The 17,046-nt window shown below is 61.4% G+C and carries 17 protein-coding genes and 1 tRNA gene; 8 read left to right on the forward strand and 10 right to left on the reverse strand.

Annotation, left to right across the window (positions count from 1 at the left end; all coding sequences use genetic code 11):
• The first annotated feature begins 95 nt into the window (after positions 1-95).
• The 4 genes from J2X53_RS01690 (at position 96) to J2X53_RS01705 (ending at position 2,603) form a co-directional block, all read left to right on the forward strand.
• On the forward strand, positions 96-896 hold the full coding sequence (locus J2X53_RS01690) for a lytic transglycosylase domain-containing protein (protein ID WP_349035749.1): 801 nt from the start codon (positions 96-98) through the stop codon (positions 894-896).
• Between the two features lie 124 nt (positions 897-1,020).
• Positions 1,021-1,095, forward strand: a tRNA-Glu gene (locus J2X53_RS01695).
• A gap of 300 nt (positions 1,096-1,395) precedes the next feature.
• Positions 1,396-2,391, forward strand: coding sequence for a hypothetical protein (locus J2X53_RS01700; protein WP_349035750.1), 996 nt, complete (start codon positions 1,396-1,398; stop codon positions 2,389-2,391).
• Positions 2,388-2,603 carry a hypothetical protein gene (locus J2X53_RS01705; RefSeq protein ID WP_349035751.1) on the forward strand — a complete coding sequence of 72 codons (216 nt, stop codon included), beginning with the start codon at positions 2,388-2,390 and terminating at the stop codon, positions 2,601-2,603. Before J2X53_RS01700 ends, J2X53_RS01705 begins: the two co-directional genes overlap by 4 nt.
• Before the next feature lie 27 nt (positions 2,604-2,630).
• Here the strand turns inward: J2X53_RS01705 and J2X53_RS01710 are convergent, their stop codons facing one another.
• From J2X53_RS01710 to J2X53_RS01755, 10 genes are all read right to left on the reverse strand, one after another.
• Positions 2,631-3,026, reverse strand: coding sequence for a hypothetical protein (locus J2X53_RS01710; protein ID WP_349035752.1), 396 nt, complete (start codon positions 3,024-3,026; stop codon positions 2,631-2,633).
• Complete coding sequence (locus J2X53_RS01715; protein WP_349035753.1) at positions 3,023-3,841, reverse strand: hypothetical protein; 819 nt, start codon at positions 3,839-3,841, stop codon at positions 3,023-3,025. The genes J2X53_RS01710 and J2X53_RS01715 overlap by 4 nt, the downstream gene beginning before the upstream one ends.
• Positions 3,744-4,106, reverse strand: coding sequence for a hypothetical protein (locus J2X53_RS01720; RefSeq protein ID WP_349035754.1), 363 nt, complete (start codon positions 4,104-4,106; stop codon positions 3,744-3,746). Before J2X53_RS01720 ends, J2X53_RS01715 begins: the two co-directional genes overlap by 98 nt.
• Positions 4,103-4,354 (reverse strand): hypothetical protein, encoded by a 252-nt coding sequence (locus J2X53_RS01725; protein WP_349035755.1) that lies wholly within the window; start codon positions 4,352-4,354, stop codon positions 4,103-4,105. Before J2X53_RS01725 ends, J2X53_RS01720 begins: the two co-directional genes overlap by 4 nt.
• A 133-nt stretch (positions 4,355-4,487) precedes the next feature.
• Entirely contained in the window at positions 4,488-4,709 is a 222-nt protein-coding gene (locus J2X53_RS01730; protein WP_349035756.1) for a hypothetical protein, read from the reverse strand.
• Positions 4,706-5,248 (reverse strand): hypothetical protein, encoded by a 543-nt coding sequence (locus J2X53_RS01735; RefSeq protein WP_349035757.1) that lies wholly within the window; start codon positions 5,246-5,248, stop codon positions 4,706-4,708. Before J2X53_RS01735 ends, J2X53_RS01730 begins: the two co-directional genes overlap by 4 nt.
• 257 nt (positions 5,249-5,505) lie before the next feature.
• On the reverse strand, positions 5,506-7,851 hold the full coding sequence (locus J2X53_RS01740) for a DUF3987 domain-containing protein (protein WP_349035758.1): 2,346 nt from the start codon (positions 7,849-7,851) through the stop codon (positions 5,506-5,508).
• A 94-nt stretch (positions 7,852-7,945) separates the two neighbouring features.
• Positions 7,946-8,254, reverse strand: a complete 309-nt coding sequence (locus J2X53_RS01745; RefSeq protein ID WP_349035759.1) for a hypothetical protein — start codon at positions 8,252-8,254, stop codon at positions 7,946-7,948.
• An 88-nt stretch (positions 8,255-8,342) separates the two neighbouring features.
• Positions 8,343-8,648 carry a hypothetical protein gene (locus J2X53_RS01750; RefSeq protein ID WP_349035760.1) on the reverse strand — a complete coding sequence of 102 codons (306 nt, stop codon included), beginning with the start codon at positions 8,646-8,648 and terminating at the stop codon, positions 8,343-8,345.
• Positions 8,648-9,967, reverse strand: a complete 1,320-nt coding sequence (locus tag J2X53_RS01755; protein ID WP_349035761.1) for an integrase arm-type DNA-binding domain-containing protein — start codon at positions 9,965-9,967, stop codon at positions 8,648-8,650. Before J2X53_RS01755 ends, J2X53_RS01750 begins: the two co-directional genes overlap by 1 nt.
• Positions 9,968-10,325: 358 nt before the next feature.
• Between J2X53_RS01755 and J2X53_RS01760 the strand changes: the two genes are divergently transcribed.
• Genes J2X53_RS01760 through J2X53_RS01775 form a run of 4 tightly spaced genes read left to right on the forward strand, consistent with a single transcriptional unit; the run spans position 10,326 to position 17,036 of the window.
• Complete coding sequence (locus J2X53_RS01760) at positions 10,326-11,339, forward strand: MoxR family ATPase (RefSeq protein WP_349035762.1); 1,014 nt, start codon at positions 10,326-10,328, stop codon at positions 11,337-11,339.
• Positions 11,340-11,392: 53 nt separating this feature from the next.
• Entirely contained in the window at positions 11,393-12,205 is an 813-nt protein-coding gene (locus J2X53_RS01765) for a DUF58 domain-containing protein (RefSeq protein WP_349036278.1), read from the forward strand.
• Complete coding sequence (locus J2X53_RS01770; RefSeq protein WP_349035763.1) at positions 12,205-14,964, forward strand: DUF4159 domain-containing protein; 2,760 nt, start codon at positions 12,205-12,207, stop codon at positions 14,962-14,964. The genes J2X53_RS01765 and J2X53_RS01770 overlap by 1 nt, the downstream gene beginning before the upstream one ends.
• Entirely contained in the window at positions 14,961-17,036 is a 2,076-nt protein-coding gene (locus tag J2X53_RS01775; RefSeq protein WP_349035764.1) for a hypothetical protein, read from the forward strand. Before J2X53_RS01770 ends, J2X53_RS01775 begins: the two co-directional genes overlap by 4 nt.
• Positions 17,037-17,046 lie beyond the last annotated feature (10 nt).

The following is a 17,046-nucleotide window of genomic DNA, read 5'->3' on the forward strand; positions in this document are numbered from 1 at the left end:
TTGACAGCAAAGGTCAGGGGCGGAGCCAGCATTCGCTTGATCCGCGTCAGGGCCGCTTTAGAGTGGCGCGCAATGATCCATGCCGGAGTGCGTTTATGTCTGCCCTGAAGCCATTTTTTCTAGCCATTGGTTTTGCGATTACCGCCACGGCCTCACAGGCCGCGTCCTGCTCTGATACCGGGGGCCGGTATGAGGCGTGGAAGCCCGAGATGGCCGCCGAGGCCCGCGCCGAAGGCGTCGGCGAGCGCGGGATCGCGGCCTTGATGGGCACGTCCTATTCGCAGGCCACCATCGGGGCCGACCGTAACCAGAAAAGCTTTCGCTACTCGCTGGACAAGTTCCTGCAGGTGCGCGGGGCCGACACGATCATCAAGCAGGGCCGATCGCGCAAGGCCAAGAATGCCGGAATGTATGACGCGCTGGAGCAGCGCTATGGCGTGCCCGCCGGTGTGCTGATCGCGATTCACGGCATGGAAACCGCCTTTGGCGGCTACATGGGCGATACCAACATCGTCTCGGCCATTGCCACGCTGACCTATGACTGCCGACGCAGCGGCTTTTTCCGCCCGCATCTGATCGGCGCGCTGAAGCTGGTGGACGAAGGCTCGATCACCGCGCGGTCGGTGGGGGCCAAGCATGGCGAATGGGGCCATACCCAGTTCCTGCCCGGCAACGCGCTGATGTACGGGGTGGACGGCAATGGCGACGGCACGGTCGATCTGAACAACCTGACCGATGCCATGGCCTCAACCGCGAATTTCCTGCGGCAAAAAGGCTGGCGCCCTGGCGCAGGCTATCAGGAGGGCGAGCCGAACTTTGCCGTGATCAAGCAGTGGAACGCAGCGACGGTCTATCAGCAGGCCATTGCGATCATGGGCAAACGCATCGACGGCTGAGCCGCAGCAAGAGTGACGGCAGAGCCGCAACAAGAGTCGCGGCTTTGCCGCAACAAAAGTCGTGACTTTGCCGTCACTTTTCCCCTTGCGCGTTGGCGGCGGCTGCCCTATTGACCCCGCCAGTGGCCCGTTCGTCTATCGGTTAGGACACCAGGTTTTCAACCTGGGAAGAGGGGTTCGACTCCCCTACGGGCTGCCACTTCCTTCTGTAAGCTGTTGATTTTGCTGCGAAATATCAAAGTGCCAAAATCCTACTACAGATCTGCTACGGCTAAGAGCGGGCCGCTTGGGCCTGCCAATGCGTTGCGCGCGATCACGCATCTGTGTTCCTCTCGTCCACTTGTAGCCTTTGATGCCTCACCCACCAAGGTCGCTGGAACGCCAACAACTGCGTAAGGTTCGAAAACCAACGTTTTCTTGCGAGCGTTGGTCTTGCAGGTTGACAGGCTACAACATGTTGTGGAAATGCTGACCCAAAGAGAGATTAAGTGAGGTTGGCATGAATTTCGCAGCGCGTTTGCCTATGTATCAGAAGATAGAGCAGGAGCGCGATACGAAGGTAGTGGCCTACGTCACAGGTGATCGACCAAATGCAGAGACCCAAATCGGCTCAGATTGTATCGACATGTTTGTCGATGCGCTTGACGCCATAGGACCAACTAAGCGAATTTCGCTTTTATTGCATACCAATGGCGGGAACACCGCCGCCGCGTGGCGACTTGTTAACCTAATAAAAACATTTTGCGACGAGTTTGAGGTGCTGATTCCTTACAAAGCGATGAGTGCTGGAACACTTATTTCGCTCGGAGCACACCGTATTGTCATGACAAAGCAAGCGGCCCTCGGACCAATCGACCCCAGCTTAATTCACCCACTTGGGCCACAGGTGCCCAATGGAAACCAACTCGCACGTGTCCCGGTCAGCGTTGAAGCAGTTCGGGGTTATATTGATGCCGCTAAACAAGACCTAGGCGTCAATGACCCGTCAGTGCTGGGCGGCATACTTAACGATCTGTCCAACAAGGTTCACCCGTTAGTATTGGGCGAAATCTTTCGGTCACGCACTCAAATTCGATTTTTGGCCGAAAAATTGCTAAACGAGCATGTGCAAGAGTTGGCAAAACGTCAGGCTATAATTGACTTCTTGTGTGCAGACTCAGGTAGCCACGATTATACAATAAACCGACGAGAGGCTTTGGCGCTGGGTCTGCCAATTGAAAAACCTAGCACGGACTTTTATGAAACGCTGAAAGCAATTCATAAAAGTTACAGTGAAGAAATGCTGTTAGGTGTGCCATTTGATCTGATGGCAGTTGCAGTTCCTAACCAAACTACAAACTACTCTTTGGTTCGCGGGATAGTTGAGAGCGTGGATTCCGGGTCATACGGATTTGTGACGCAAGGAAGCATCACAAGGCGACCTGTTCAAACACCCCAAGGGCCACAAGAGCAAATCGAAGAGCAACGCATTTTCGAGGGATGGAAAACGCTATGATTTCTTTCAGAGACACAACCGATGCCACTTTGGTTTATCGCGAGACTTCTGCGCTTCAAACTCTGCGCATGGACCGAACTTCCGATACAGGAAGTTTGCTCGGCGTGATCCGCAACTCTGTGATAGTAATTGGATCGGCAAAAGCTTTGCGCTCCAACGAAAAAGTGCCGGAAAGCCCACTTGGCACCATGGAAGCTGTATCACAAATTTAAAGACCAACTTTTGTGATTGATTGAGTCTCAAGACCTAGCGAAATAAGCAACTTGAATGCCTATGACATTGCCGTCGGGGTCGATACCCGCAGCGGTGCAGGCTTGGCGCATGGTGGCCCCTGTGGCGACCCGCAGCACGGCAACAGCGGGGAAATCGGGCCGTCCTGCCCCTGCAAGCCAAGCGACGTGTTGCGCCCTGTCTGCAAGCCTTGGCTGCCCCTCTGGCGCGGCCCATGTGGGCACATAGCCCGATGCCAGGGTGAACAGGGGCAGACAGCCCGCAGGCGCTTCCGACGGCACGTCGTCAAGCCCGACCGTGACCAATTCCCCGAACGGCCCAACGGGGATGCGATCACCCTTCGGCGACGTGCGGTCGCGTGACGAAGCGGCAAGCCATGCGGCGATTTCGGCGGCGGCGGTCATTGGCCTTCGCCCGTCGCAAGCGGGGCGTCAACTTCGACCCGCGACGCCATGCCAGCTTCAACGCCGGGGTTGTAGAACGTGCGGGGGATTTCCATTGCGACGCTGGCAAGCTTGCGGTCAAGCCCAGCGATTTCAGATGCAACGCGAACCCGTTCCGACGCTTCGGGGGCATGGGCAACGGCAGCGTTCATGCGAAGGGTGTTCATGCGTTCGGGCGAAATGCCGGAAAGCGCGGGCGGTGCTTCGAAAATCGCAGTCGCGAACCGAAGGTCGGTTTCGACCAAGCCCCGCAGTTCGCCGATGAAATCCGGGTCGCCCTTCTTCGACAGCACAAACGCGCGGATTTCGGAACGAACGACTTGCGCGGCGGTATCAATCGAAGGGGCAAGCGCCCGGTCGATTTCAGCCATTGCGACGACTGTTTCTTGGTCGGCCCAAGCTTTCAGTTCGGCGCGGGTCTTGTTGACTTCGGCAACGACCGCTTCGGCGATCTTGCGCCCGGCTTGGTGGCGCTGCGGTTCGGAACGGGTCTTGTCCCATTCTAGCGCCGAAACGCGCTTCACGGCGTCGCCAACCGCATAGTGCAGCTTCGCAAGCTTCGTCGCAGGCGCGGCGTCGTAAATGGTAAAATCGCCCATCATAGCCTTGCGCCCGGCGTCGGTCGAAAGGAATTGCATGGTTTGCAGGGCTTGGGGGGTCTTAACTAGGGCCATTTTTTCAGTTCCTTGTGAGGTTAAAAGCGTCGATTTCGCGACCTTGAATTTCCAGATAGCGGGGCCGTTTCTTTCCAGCGGGAAGCGGCGCAAGGCGATCATTGCCCACAATGGCCGGGGCTTCGGCTTGCGGGTCTTCGCCAAGAAGGGCGGCAAACCCGCGAAGCTGTTCTTGAAGTTCGGCTTGTTGCGTTCGGCAACGTTCGGCCCATTCGTCGTGTTCATAACGCGGCAAACAGTGAAGAACCCCGTCGCGCATAACTTCGCGCCACATCGGCGTTCCATCCACTGACACGCCAAGAACTTTCACCGCGACGCGCTTCGCAGCTTCAAGGCGGTCAATCCGGGCGGCAAGGTTCCGGGTCATGCGGCACCTTCCAAGCTACGAAGCCGTTCTTCCAAATCCGAACTTTCAAAAGAACGTTGGATCAACGACAGCATGTGAATTAGGCGGCTGGCGTCTTCGACCTTGCATTCGCCCCGGCGGGCTTCTTTGAAGATGCGAACCATATGTTCCCGAACGTGAATTACGTTGGAAATGGGCTGAATACGCTTCTTCGCTTCCGGGGGTATGGGGGTGACGGGCGAAGGCCATACAGGCTTGGGGTTTTCCATCGAAATACCGTTCAAATTCGACATGCAAGGCGGGGTTAAGGGTCACTTAGGGCGGTCGTTTTCAGGCTGGCAAGGGGGCAAATTGGGGTCAGACAACGGCAGACAAACCCGGACAAAAGAAAGTTTCTGCGCCCTACAGCCATGCCAATTTCAGCTTGCGAAGGTCGGCCCGGCGCTGCCTTTCGGCGTCATTCCGGGCCTTGCCCCGATCATCCGACCCGCCCGCGTTTTGCAGGCGGTTGTGGCGCTTGGCTGCGGTCGAAGCGTCCCGCTTCATGGCTGCGGCCATATCGGCAAGGTCTTGGTCGGTAAGCTGCGCCGGGTTCGCGAAAGCGGTGCGAAGACGGTCGTTCATTTCGCAACCTTCCGTCGGTCTGCCAGAACGGCAACAATCTTGTCCCGCAGCGCATGGGGATGTGAACCGGGTTCATAGGGCGCGGTCGGGTCTTCGGGGTTGATCTGAAAATGCTTTGCGTAGCGCCCTGCCAAGGCTTCACAATCGCGATTGGTGATTGCCTGCATTAGTTGCGCCAGCCATCGAAGGCGCAGCACATGGCCCAAGTTGTCGAAATGCAGCGGGTAGTTGTCGATAAGGTATTCGGCGGCTGACAACAGGAACTTCGACCCATATTGCTTGCCCTTCTGCTTGAACAAAAGGTTCGACGCTTCGCCGACAAACCCGCGCATTGCGATGCCCATATCGCAGCGCATCAAGCGAATGGTCAGGTTTGCCGCGTCTTCCATTTCGTCGGCAACAGCACAATCAGGCGCGAACATGACGGCAAGCGGCGACTGTCCTTTTGCGAAGGCATCAACGACGGAGGCAAACTTGGCTTCTTCGATAAAGTCGGCGTATTTCTGTTGCTGCGCAACGGTCTTGGCTTTCGATTTCATTTCGGCATTTCCTTAGTAGGTATGTAGTAGGTTTCTTCGACCGTCATTTCAGCTATGTTTTGTAAGGGTGTTTGGCAGCCGTGGGTGCTGCCGTAGTGCCCACACGGGGCAGGCCGACTGTCACACTCTGTCCCTTGCGTGTGTGGGGCGGGTAAGCCGTCCGGGCTGTCCCTTTAATAAGAGAAAGGGGAACCCCCCTGTTCTTCCGCACACGCAAGGGACAATGGCGACAAATAGGGGTTTGGCGGGGTGATCTGTCACACACTGTCGCCACCTTTCCCGAACAGTGACCGCAATTCAGCCTTCGCCTTGTTGCGACGGGTCATTTCGGCGTTTGCACGTTCTGCAAAAAGTGCATGAACTTGCGGGTTTACGACGTGTTTTGTCGAATTTCGGCGCGGGCCTTCAATGCTTTCGATCCAACCCAACGCGGCAAGCTGTTCAAACATTGGCTTGATTTCGTCGTTCTTCAAACTGCGCAAAGCCCGGTCGCCACGCTGCACAGTGCGGGCGTCGATTTCCTGCAACTTGTGGGCAACGATATAGGCGGCAATGTCCTGCAACCTGTCCCAATCCGACGAAAGCCCAAGGATATTCTGATAAAACGCGGCGGCATGTGGCAGAAGAAATTCGTGCATGAAGCGATAAACGCGAACGGCGACGTCTTCTTCAATTTTCGCTATCCGTTGAAAATCAACGGGGCTGCCGTTCAAGCCATTCGCAAGATGGTCAACGACATGAAAGACGACGCAAAGCCGGGCGAAGATGCCGTCATACTTTCCGATATGCGATGCCAGCTTCGGCGAAACGCTTTCGATGGATTGAAGTTCGTTATGCCGAATTTCAGTCCGGCGCTGCACCGCCTGCGCCTCTGGCGTGAACTCAAACGGCTTTGCGACAAGCGCAAAGCTATGACAGCCTTCAACAAGCTTCGAATACCATTCGTCTAAACCGTGTGGCGATGGTTCGGCGCTAGTTACGGTTGCCGGGCGAAGGATGATCGGCAAGAAACGCTGCAACAATCCGTCGTCAGCCGTATTCGCCGCAACTTTGCGGATAGCTTCGGGCTGAATAGCCCCAAGAATGCAGGCCGACCAATTCGGCACAACCCGCGTTCCGCGTTTGATCCTATCAACGACATATTCGCCTCCGTCATATGATTTCAGCCATGCGGCGCGGTCGGCCCCTGCGCTGTTGCCGTAGCGTTCAAGCGACGCAAACCAACCGCTAAGTTCGTCTTGTTTCGACATAACCCCGTTCGGGCTGTCGGCCAAAACTTCCTGCATGGCTTCAATAGTTGCGTCTTCGATCCGAAGGCGGGTCATTACAGGCGGCTTTTTCGCCTTACGTTCTTCGGGGGAAAGCGCGTCGTATTCGTCTTTGCGGCGCAGATAATCCCGAACAAGTCGGGCGTCTATTCGGCTCAAAGGTTCGGTCGCGGCGTTGAGGGTCGGCGTCTTCTTCGCCGACGGCGGGCCGATAAGCTTTGCCCACACGCGGGGACTTTCCAGCCAATTTCCATTCGGCTTGACCTTGACCATATGCCTGTCAGGGATTGCGGCGGCACAAGTGACCAAGGCCGACACGATCAACCCGGCGGGGTCGCAGCCAAGTTCTTTGGCCTTTGCGTTCGCCCACCATTCGATAATCGCGGGCGGCAAACCTGTGGGCACAGTCGGCGGTTGCAACTGCCCAAACAAGTCAACAGGTTGCGTCGCGGCAAGCTTTTCGCGCCCCGCTTCGACAAGAGCGGTATGATCGACGGCTTCAAATTCGCGGTCCAAGCCCTTCGCAATCAGGCCGTTCATATAGTCGTCGCGTTTCGCCTTATCGCGTTGACCCAAAGCTGAACTTCGGAACATGCGGGCAATCTGCGCTTTGTTCTTCGTGTAAAACGCGATGATATTGACCAAAGCTTGATCGGCTTCCGACTGCGACGGATAGTCGATCTGCCATTGCCCCGCCCGCAGGGCGCGGTATTTGTCGCCGTTGACGGCTGATGCTGCCCATTGGTCAACGTCTTCGTCAGACGCGGTTTGCGGGGCGTCAGGCACGTCCTGCGAAGCCTGCGGGGCTCTATCACCCAAGCTTGCCCACACGGCTTGAAACAGGTCTTGTTGCGGCTCCACAGGGCCGGGGCGGAACACATCGCCCGTCATGGTCATGTAGCGTTCGGACGAATAGACTTCGACCTTGCCGCGACGACGACCCGACGGAACCTGACCTTTGCCGATGATGTGAACGCCGCGACCCGAAGGCGACCGTTCGACATAGCCCCGGCTGCGTTCCAAGATCGACTGTTGCGCGTCGCTCGGGTCTTCCCCGTCTTCAACGTCCAAGTCGATAAACGCGAAGGGGTCGCTTTCGGTCAGAACGAAGCCGATACCGTCGCCGTTGCCAGCCGCATATGCCGCGCAAACTTCGGCGAACGTAGCCCATGTCGAAGGGTCAGTAACGGAAGCCCCGCGATTGCTTCGGGCGCAGTAGGGAACTTTAGTCTGTTTACCGTCGCGAACTTCGTAACGCCAAATGACCCATTGCGCCCAAGGCTTCATTTCGTCGGGAATGTGTTCGAACTTTTGCGGTCGCATCTTTTGGGCCATTCTGTATTAGGTTCTTAATAGCAATCGCGGGCATAATTTTTCCCCTTTTGCTTCAAACTCTTAGCTGTTATTTCGGCAGCCTATCCGGCTGCCATTACGCGCAATGCTTGCGGGCGGCAGTCAGTTGAATGACCAAGGCGCGAATTTCGTCGTCAGACTTTCCGGCGATACGGGCGGCAAGAATGGCGTTCACTTCGAACGCGGGCCACGCCGAAGACTTCGACCCCAACTTAATCGGCGGGGTCATAAGCCCGGCTGCAATCCAAGCGTAGATGGTGGCGCGTGAAGCACGGGCGACGTTGCCCAAGTCAGGCACCCCAAGCAAGGCGTTGGGCACAATCTGCATTGCGCCTTTCGGATGATCGGGCTGCGGGCTGGCAGTCGTGTTAGCAAGGGTGTTCATTGGTGCAGTCCTCATATGTTTCTGAGGATCACCATAGATTGGGCAGCACATGCCCGGCAAAGTCGAACAAAAAACGTCTTCGGTTAAGCTATTGTGAAAGCTTCGAAATTTCCGACGTTAGTTGCGATTTGAAGTAGCGACGCGATACGGTCATGCCTTGCGCGTATTCGGCGAAGAACTTTTCGACAGTGATTTCAACGTTCGCTTCGGCAGTAGCAACGTGCCATTCTGCGGCTTTACTAATGACCGCAGATTTGTGGGTTTTACGCGATCTGTTTCGTTTGCCCGTCTTTGCCTTATCCGTTGCGCCTTTCGGCCTTCCGCCTTTGTCGGGGTTGTGCGCCCCATGCAGCACGTCTTCGGGAACTTCCGGGGGCATTATCCATTCAGCCATCACGCAACCCCCGCCCGCATTTGAACGACCTTCGCGGCAACCGCTTCGCCCCGACAGAAGCCCGCCCAAGCCGCCATCATGGCCCGGCGCTGTTCAACAAGATCGGTTCGGCGATAACGCTGTTCGACTTCGTTGCCGACGCGATGCGCCAAGGCGATTTCGGATTGAATGTTGTCGATACCCGCTTCGGTCGCCCAATCCTTGAAGGTGCTGCGAAGGCCATGCGGCACGGCGGGGCGCGGTTGCGGGGTTTCGGCGGGGTCTTCGGGTTGTGTCAGAACATGCGGGTCAATCCAGCCCTTGCCGTTCTTCTTCGCCTTGGCTTCGTTCATGCGCTTCATAACGGCGGAAATGGTGGCGTCTGACATTTCGCCACCACGGGGGGCCGGGAAGACAAGCGCCTTCGGGTCGTTGTGATCGGCTTCGAAGGTCGGAAGCGCCTTCAAGACGGCAATCGTGGCGTCGGACAAGGGCACCGAATGCGGCTTTTTCATCTTCATGCGAACGGCGGGGATTGTCCAAATCTTCGCGGCAAGGTCAATTTCGCCCCATGTCGCGCCGCGAACTTCGCCCGACCGCGACGCGCAAAGGGTCACAAATTCCAGCGCCCGCGCTGCCATGCCTTCACGCTGGCGAAGATCGGCAAACCATGTGGGCAAGTCGGCTTGCGGGATAGCAGGATGGTTCTGCGCTTCGGCCTTCTTTTGGTTCCCTATCCAGACTTCAAGCGTCTTCGGCGAAGCCGGGTTGTCTGTTTCGCGGCAACCTTCGTCAATCGCCCATGCGAACACGCTTTCCATGCGACCGCGAACCCGGCGGGCCGTGTCGGTCTTCGTCGCCCAAATCGGCTTCAAAACTTCCTTCACGTCGTCAATCGTGATGGTGCCCACATCCTTGTCGCCAATCTTCGGCACGGCATGAAGGTCAAGGCTTGCCCGCCATTGCTTGCGGTGCTTGTCGCTGCGGAAGTCTTCGATACGACCCGACTTCATGTATTCGTCAAGCGCGTCGGCAAAGGTTACGACCTTTGGCGCGTCGGGCACGACCTTCTTTGCGCGGCGTTCTTCGACAGGATCACGCCCTTCCCGAACGACGACCCGTAGCCGATCAACTTCAATGCGGGCTTCTTTCAACGAAACGTCTTCATACGACCCAAGGCCCATGCCGCGCATTTTGCCGTTGATGGTGTAGCGGAAGACCCAAGACTTCGTGCCCCAAACCGACACTTGCAGGTAAAGCCCCCTGCCGTCGCGGTAGTGACCGGGCTTCGTCTTGGCCTTCACCGTCTTGTCGTCCAGAAGATCGGAACCCCGTGCCATGTGCTATCCTACTCAATTCCTACTACAGAAATTTGGCAGAAACAGGTGGACAACACAAGACGGCGGCAGACGACACAATGGGGCAAGCAATTAGAAACAATGGGTATTTTAGACGGTCCTAGACGCTGGCAGACATACCAATGGAAGCCCTACGGGCTGCCACTTTTCCTTGATCGACACTCTGCATGCCACCTTCGGGTGTTCGGTTATCGTCTGCCGTCTGTGCAGGCGCTAGCGGCGTTTCTTTTGCCGCTCTCCTCCTTCTCACGATCATTTGTCTCTCATCCGCTTTTGCCATTTGTGCCTTTCGCCATACTTCGCTCTAATGGGCTGCAACCAACCCCAAGGAGGCATCGACATGGCCATTTCCCCCCCCGAAGCCGATCTTGTGGCAGCGATTGAAGGTCTGGGTGACCGGCTGGGGCAGGCCAAGGCCTCGATCAATCAGCGCTTTATCGGGCAGGAAAAGGTGGTCGATCTGGTGCTGGCCTCGATGCTCTGCGGCGGCCATGCGCTGCTGGTGGGCCTGCCGGGTCTGGGCAAGACGCGGCTGGTCGATACGCTGGGCACCGTGATGGGTCTGTCGGCGAACCGCATCCAGTTCACCCCCGATCTGATGCCCGCCGATATTCTGGGCTCCGAGGTGCTGGAAACGGCAGAGGGCGGCGCGCGTGCGTTCCGCTTCATCGAAGGGCCGATCTTTTGCCAGCTGTTGATGGCGGATGAGATCAACCGCGCCAGCCCGCGCACCCAATCGGCGTTGTTGCAGGCGATGCAGGAAAAGGAAGTCACCATCGCGGGCCAGCACCGCAAGCTGGGGCAACCGTTTCATGTTCTGGCGACCCAGAACCCGATTGAACAGGAAGGCACCTATCCGCTGCCCGAGGCGCAGCTGGACCGCTTTCTGGTGCAGGTCGATGTCGAATATCCGACCCGCGCGACCGAGCGCGACATTCTGATCGCCACCACCGGGGCCGAAGATGCGCAATCGACGCAGGTGTTTACCGCCGATGAACTGATCGCGGCGCAGTCGGTTATCCGCCGGATGCCGGTGGGGGAGGCGGTGGTGGAGGCGATCCTCGACCTCGTCCGCGCCTGCCGCCCCGGTGAGGCCGAAGGCCGCGATCTGGAGGGCAGCCTGAGCTGGGGCCCCGGCCCCCGTGCCGCGCAGGCGCTGATGCTGACCGTCCGGGCGCGGGCGCTCTTGGACGGGCGGCTGGCACCGTCGGTGGCCGATGTGGCGGCGATGAGCCGCCCGGTCCTGACGCACCGGATGGCGCTGTCCTTTGCCGCACGCGCCCGCGGCGAGACCTTGTCGGGCATCATCGACCGGGTGACCTCGCGCATCCTGCGGCTTGAGGCTGCTGCGTGAGCCTTGACCTCCAGTCCCGCGCCGAGACGCTTGGCCAGTCGCTGCCGCCGCTGATGGCAGAGGCGGAATTGCTGGCCGCCACCGTGATGATGGGCGAGCACGGGCGCAGGCGCGCGGGGCAGGGGGATGAATTCTGGCAATACCGTCCGGTGAACGCGGGCGATTCGGCGCGGCTGATCGACTGGCGCCGCTCGGCGCGGGGCGATGCGCATTTCGTGCGCGAGCGCGAATGGCAGGCGGCGCAGTCGGTGACACTCTGGGTCGATCCGGCGAAGTCGATGGCGTTTTCGGGTGACAAATCCCGCGCGCCGAAATCTGACCGGGCCAAGCTCTTGGGGCTGGCCACGGCCGTGCTCTTGTTGCGCGCGGGCGAACGGGTGGGGCTGGCGGGTGATGCCGCACCCCCGCGTCCCGGCCGGGCGCAGATCGTGAAACTGGCGGCGGTGCTGTCGGGTGCGGCAGAGGGCGCGGAATATGGTGCCCCCACGGCGACCGGCATGGTCAGCCATGGCCGCGCGCTGTTCCTGTCGGATTTCTTTGGCGATCTGACCGCGCTGGAGGCGGCCTTGACCGCCGCCGCCGACCGTGGCGTGCGTGGCGCGCTGGTGCAGGTGCTAGATCCGGCAGAGGAAGAGTTTCCGTTCTCGGGCCGCACGATCTTTGAATCGATGGGCGGCGGCATGCGGCATGAGACGCAGCAGGCGGGCGATCTGCGGGCGCGCTATCTGGCGCGGCTGGCCGAACGTAAGGACCGGCTGGCCGATCTGGCCCGTGCGGTCGGCTGGCATGTGACCACGCATCACACCGGGCAACCGGCGCAGGCCGGTTTGCTGTGGATTTACACCGCCTTGCAGGGGGGGCGCTGATGTTCATGCTTGGCCCCGTCGGTTTTGCCACGCCCCTGCTGTTGCTGGGTCTGATCGCGCTGCCGCTGCTGTGGCTGCTCTTGCGCGCCGTGCCGCCCGCGCCGATCCGCCGGCGCTTTCCCGGTGTCGCGCTGCTTTTGGGGCTGCGCGATGACGAGGCCGAGGCGGACAAGACGCCGTGGTGGCTGCTCTTGCTGCGGATGGCGGCGATTGCCGCCGCTATCATTGCCTTTGCCGGGCCGGTGTTGAACCCGGTCGAACGGCAGGCGGGCAACGGGCCGCTCTTGATCGCGATGGATGCGACCTGGGCCGATGCCCGCGACTGGCCGCGCCGGATCGACCGCGCCGCGGCGCTGGTGGATGAGGCGGCGCGCGATGGCCGCCCGGTGGCGGTGATCCGGCTGACCGACGCGCCGGGGCAGGTGGCGTTTCAGGCCGCCGATGCGGTGGCCACCCGGCTGGGCGGGGTCACGCCGCAGGCATGGTCGCCGCGTGATCTGGGGGCTTGGGCTGGTGCGCTGCCCGAGGGCGGGTTTGACACCTTCTGGCTGTCGGACGGTCTGGATCATCCGGGCCGCGCGGCGCTGATGGCAGCACTTGGGGCCAAGGGCAGCGTGACGGTGTTTGAGAGCCCCCGCCCGGTGTTTGCCTTGCACCCTGCCACCTATGATGAGGGCGCGATCCAGCTGGCCGCCACCCGTCTGCCCGCCGCTGATCCGGTGTCGGTCGAGGTGTCGGCGCGCGGTCCCGATCCGTCGGGCGTTGAACGCGAACTGGCCCGCATCGCGCTCGACTTTGGCCTTGGGGATGAGCGGGCCGAGGCCGCGCTGTCGCTGCCGCCGGAACTGCGCAACCGGATTACCCGGTTTGAAATCGCGGGCCTGCGCTCGGCGGGGTCGGTCAGCCTGACCGATGACAGCCTGAAACGCCGCAAGGTGGCGCTGATCGGCGGCGGGGCGGATCGTGAAGGGCTGCAACTGTTGTCGCCGCTGCACTATCTGCGCCAGGCGCTGGAGCCGGTGGCGGATCTGATGGAAGGCTCGCTGACCGACCTGCTGCTTGCGTCCCCGGATGTGGTGATCATGGCCGATGTGGCGCGGCTGTCGCAAACCGACACCGATGCCTTGCTCGACTGGCTCGACAACGGCGGGCTGCTCTTGCGCTTTGCCGGGCCGCAGCTGGCGGCCTCTGACCTCAGCCGCACCAGTGAAGACCCGCTGATGCCGGTGCGCCTGCGTGAAGGCGGGCGCGCGGTCGGTGGCGCGATGAGCTGGGGCGAACCAAAGGCGCTCGCGCCGTTCCCCGAGGACTCGCCGTTCCACGGTCTGCCCTTGCCGCAAGATGTGACCGTCACCGCACAGGTGCTGGCGCAGCCCGACCCCGAGCTGGCGAACCGCACCATTGCCGCGCTGGCGGATGGCACGCCACTGGTTACGCGCAAGACCGTGGGGCAGGGGCAGGTGGTGCTGGTGCATGTCACCGCCAATGCCGAATGGTCCAACCTGCCGCTGTCGGGCCTGTTCATGTCGATGCTGGAACGGCTGGCGGTCTCTACCCGCCCTGCCGCCCCCGAAGCGGCCGATCTGGCGGGCCAGACCTGGGTGCCGGAAATCGTGCTGGATGCCTATGGCCAGTTGCAGGACGCGGGCGATCTGCCCGGCCAGCCGGGCGAGGCTTTGGCGCAGGCAATGACCGCAGGCCCCGGCCCGGATCAACCGCCGGGGCTGTATGCCGGGTCTGACCGCCGGGTGGCGCTGAACGTGATCAACGCAGATACCACGCTGACCGCCGCTGCATGGCCGCAGGGCACGGTGATCGAGGGGCTGGAAAGCCCGCCCGAACAGGCGCTGAAAAGCGCGTTTCTGTCGGGCGCGCTGGTGCTTTTGATGCTCGATATTCTGGCGGCGCTTTGGGTGTCTGGCCGTCTGGGCGGCTTTGCGCGCGGCGCGGCGGTGCTGGCGGCATTGCTGCTGACCACGCCGGATGCTCAGGCGCAGGACATGCCGGATGATGCCAAGGCGCTGGAAGCCACGACCGGGCTGGTGCTGGCCCATGTGCTGACCGGCGATGCGCGGTTGGATGACACGGCTGCCGCCGGGCTGACGGGACTGGGTGAAATCCTGTGGCAGCGCACCTCGATCGAGCCGGACCAGCCCATCGGCGTGAACATCGAAACCGATGAGCTGGCGTTCTTTCCGTTCCTGTACTGGCCGGTGTCTACCGCGCAGCCGCTGCCGTCCTCTGCCGCCTATTCGAAACTGAACGACTATCTGCGCACCGGCGGGATGATCCTGTTTGACACCCGCGACGCGGATATGGCTGGCGGGTCTTCGCCCGAAGGCCAGCACCTGCAACGGCTTGCTGCCGGGCTGAACATCCCGCCGCTGGAGCAGATTCCGGCAGATCACGTGCTGACCCGCACCTTCTATCTGTTGCAGGACTTTCCGGGCCGCCACCAGCGCAGCCCGCTGTGGGTGGAGGCCGCTCCGCCCGATGCCGAACAGGTGGAGGGGATGCCGTTCCGCAACCTGAATGACGGGGTGACGCCGGTGGTGATCGGCGGCAATGACTGGGCCTCGGCCTGGGCGGTGAATGCCTCTGGCGCGCCGCTTCTGCCGGTAGGGCGCGGCTTTGCCGGGGAACGGCAGCGCGAGCTGGCATATCGCTTTGGCGTCAACCTGATCATGCATGTGCTGACGGGGAACTATAAATCCGATCAGGTCCACGTGCCTGCGCTGCTCGACAGGTTGGGACAATGACGCAAAGCCTTATCTTCGCCCCGCTGATCCCGTGGCCGCTGATCTGGGGGGCTTTGGCCTTTGCCATCGTCCTGCTGACGCTGGCCGTGGTGCGCGGGTTGTCGGGCTGGGGCCTGCGGGCGGTGGCGGCGGGCGTGGTGCTGCTGGCGCTGGCGAACCCGGCCTTGCAGGAGGAAGACCGCAGCCCGCAGTCGGATATCGTGATCGCGGTGGTCGATGACAGCGCCAGTCAGCAGCTGGCCGACCGGCCCGACCAGACCGCCCGCGCGCTGGCGGCACTTCAGGCCGAAGTCGCGGCGCTGGACAATACCGAGTTGCGCGTCACCCGCGTGCCCGACGGGCCCGAGGATGCGGGCACGCTTGCCATGACCGCATTGGCCGAAGCGCTGGCCGAAGAGCCGCGCGCCCGTGTGGCAGGCGCGGTGATCCTCAGCGACGGGCAGGTGCATGATCTGGAGCTTGCCCCCGACATGCCCGCGCCCTTGCACCTGTTGCTGACCGGCGAGCCAGAGGATTGGGACCGCCGGTTGATCGTGAAAAACGCCCCCGCCTTTGCCATCCTGGGCGAAGAGGTGATGCTGACCCTGCGGGTCGAGGATCAGGGCGACGTGCCCGCCAACATCAGCCCGATGGCCGAGCTGACCATCGCCGTCGATGCCGACGCGCCGCAAACCTACACCGTGCCGGTGGGCGAAGATCTGGAGCTGCCCGTCACCCTGCCGCATGGCGGCATGAACGTGCTGCAATTCACCGTCGCCACCGTCGAGGGCGAGTTGACCGACCGCAACAATGCCGCCGTGGTGCAGATCAACGGCGTGCGCGACCGCTTGCGGGTGCTCCTGGTCTCGGGTGAGCCGCATGCGGGCGAGCGGGTCTGGCGCAACCTGCTGAAATCGGATGCCTCCGTTGACCTCGTGCATTTCACCATCCTGCGCCCGCCGGAAAAGCAGGATGGCATTCCGGTCAGCGAGTTGTCGCTGATCGCCTTTCCCACGCGCGAACTGTTCGTGGAAAAGATCGAGGAATTCGATCTGATCGTGTTCGACCGCTATTCCATGCGGGGCATCCTGCCGATGTCTTACATGGACAATATCGTGCAATATGTGCGCGGGGGCGGCACAGTTCTGGTCGCTGCCGGGCCGGAATATGGCGCGGTTGACAGCCTGTGGCGATCCCCCCTTGCCGAAATCCTGCCCGCCGACCCCACCGCCCGCGTGATCGAAGGCGGCTTTCAGCCGCAGCTGACCGACCTTGGCCGCCGTCATCCGGTGACCGAAGGGCTGGAAGATCTGGCCCCCGAAGGCGGCTGGGGCCGCTGGTTCCGCATGGTGGATGTGATCCCGCGCGAGGGGCAGGTGGTGATGGAAGGGCCGGACAACCGGCCGCTGTTGATCCTGAACCGGGTGGATGAAGGGCGGGTGGCGATCCTCGCGTCCGATCACGCCTGGCTCTGGGGGCGCGGGTATGAGGGCGGCGGGCCGCAGCTGGAATTGCTGCGCCGTCTGGCGCACTGGATGCTGAAAGAGCCGGAGCTGGAGGAAGAAACCCTGTCTGCCACCGTCTCGGGCCAGACCCTGACCGTGACCCGGCGCAGCATCGAGGAAACTCCGCCCGGTGATGTCACCATCACCGGGCCGGATGGCGCGGAAACCGCCGTGCCGCTGACCGAGATCTCCCCCGGCCGGCATGAGGGCGTGTTCGATGCGCCCACCGTTGGCCTGTACCGGATGGAGCAGGGCGAGCTGAGCCGGGTGGTCGCCATCGGCCCCTCCTCCCCACGCGAGTTCATTGAGACCATCGCCTCGGGCGAGCCGCTGGCGGCCACCGTGGCGGCGACCAATGGCGGCGTGATGCGCCTGTCAGACGGCGCGCCCGATGTGCGTCTGGTGCGCGACGGGCGGCCAGCCTCTGGCCGGGGCTGGATCGGGATCACCCCGCGCGGGGCTTATGTCACGCAGGATGTGCGGGTCGCGGCGCTGTTGCCCGGCTGGGCCTGGCTGCTGCTGGTGGCGGTGTTTGCCATCGCCGCCTGGCTGATCGAGGGCCGCAAGGGCGCGCGCAAGCTGACCTGACGGGGTTGCG

The sequence above is a fragment of the Pseudotabrizicola sp. 4114 genome, assembly GCF_031457365.1.
GTDB lineage: Bacteria > Pseudomonadota > Alphaproteobacteria > Rhodobacterales > Rhodobacteraceae > Pseudotabrizicola.

Excerpts from the sequence above, each read along its gene's own strand:
- J2X53_RS01710 (WP_349035752.1), bottom strand. The coding sequence starts at position 3,026 with ATGACCGCCGCCGCCGAAATCGCCGCATGGCTTGCCGCTTCGTCACGC.
- J2X53_RS01755 (WP_349035761.1), bottom strand. The coding sequence starts at position 9,967 with ATGGCACGGGGTTCCGATCTTCTGGACGACAAGACGGTGAAGGCCAAG.
- J2X53_RS01725 (WP_349035755.1), bottom strand. The coding sequence starts at position 4,354 with ATGGAAAACCCCAAGCCTGTATGGCCTTCGCCCGTCACCCCCATACCC.
- J2X53_RS01705 (WP_349035751.1), top strand. The coding sequence starts at position 2,388 with ATGATTTCTTTCAGAGACACAACCGATGCCACTTTGGTTTATCGCGAG.
- J2X53_RS01715 (WP_349035753.1), bottom strand. The coding sequence starts at position 3,841 with ATGATCGCCTTGCGCCGCTTCCCGCTGGAAAGAAACGGCCCCGCTATC.
- J2X53_RS01735 (WP_349035757.1), bottom strand. The coding sequence starts at position 5,248 with ATGAAATCGAAAGCCAAGACCGTTGCGCAGCAACAGAAATACGCCGAC.
- J2X53_RS01730 (WP_349035756.1), bottom strand. The coding sequence starts at position 4,709 with ATGAACGACCGTCTTCGCACCGCTTTCGCGAACCCGGCGCAGCTTACC.
- J2X53_RS01760 (WP_349035762.1), top strand. The coding sequence starts at position 10,326 with ATGGCCATTTCCCCCCCCGAAGCCGATCTTGTGGCAGCGATTGAAGGT.
- J2X53_RS01740 (WP_349035758.1), bottom strand. The coding sequence starts at position 7,851 with ATGGCCCAAAAGATGCGACCGCAAAAGTTCGAACACATTCCCGACGAA.
- J2X53_RS01770 (WP_349035763.1), top strand. The coding sequence starts at position 12,205 with ATGTTCATGCTTGGCCCCGTCGGTTTTGCCACGCCCCTGCTGTTGCTG.
- J2X53_RS01765 (WP_349036278.1), top strand. The coding sequence starts at position 11,393 with ATGGCAGAGGCGGAATTGCTGGCCGCCACCGTGATGATGGGCGAGCAC.
- J2X53_RS01690 (WP_349035749.1), top strand. The coding sequence starts at position 96 with ATGTCTGCCCTGAAGCCATTTTTTCTAGCCATTGGTTTTGCGATTACC.
- J2X53_RS01720 (WP_349035754.1), bottom strand. The coding sequence starts at position 4,106 with ATGACCCGGAACCTTGCCGCCCGGATTGACCGCCTTGAAGCTGCGAAG.
- J2X53_RS01750 (WP_349035760.1), bottom strand. The coding sequence starts at position 8,648 with ATGGCTGAATGGATAATGCCCCCGGAAGTTCCCGAAGACGTGCTGCAT.
- J2X53_RS01775 (WP_349035764.1), top strand. The coding sequence starts at position 14,961 with ATGACGCAAAGCCTTATCTTCGCCCCGCTGATCCCGTGGCCGCTGATC.
- J2X53_RS01745 (WP_349035759.1), bottom strand. The coding sequence starts at position 8,254 with ATGAACACCCTTGCTAACACGACTGCCAGCCCGCAGCCCGATCATCCG.
- J2X53_RS01700 (WP_349035750.1), top strand. The coding sequence starts at position 1,396 with ATGAATTTCGCAGCGCGTTTGCCTATGTATCAGAAGATAGAGCAGGAG.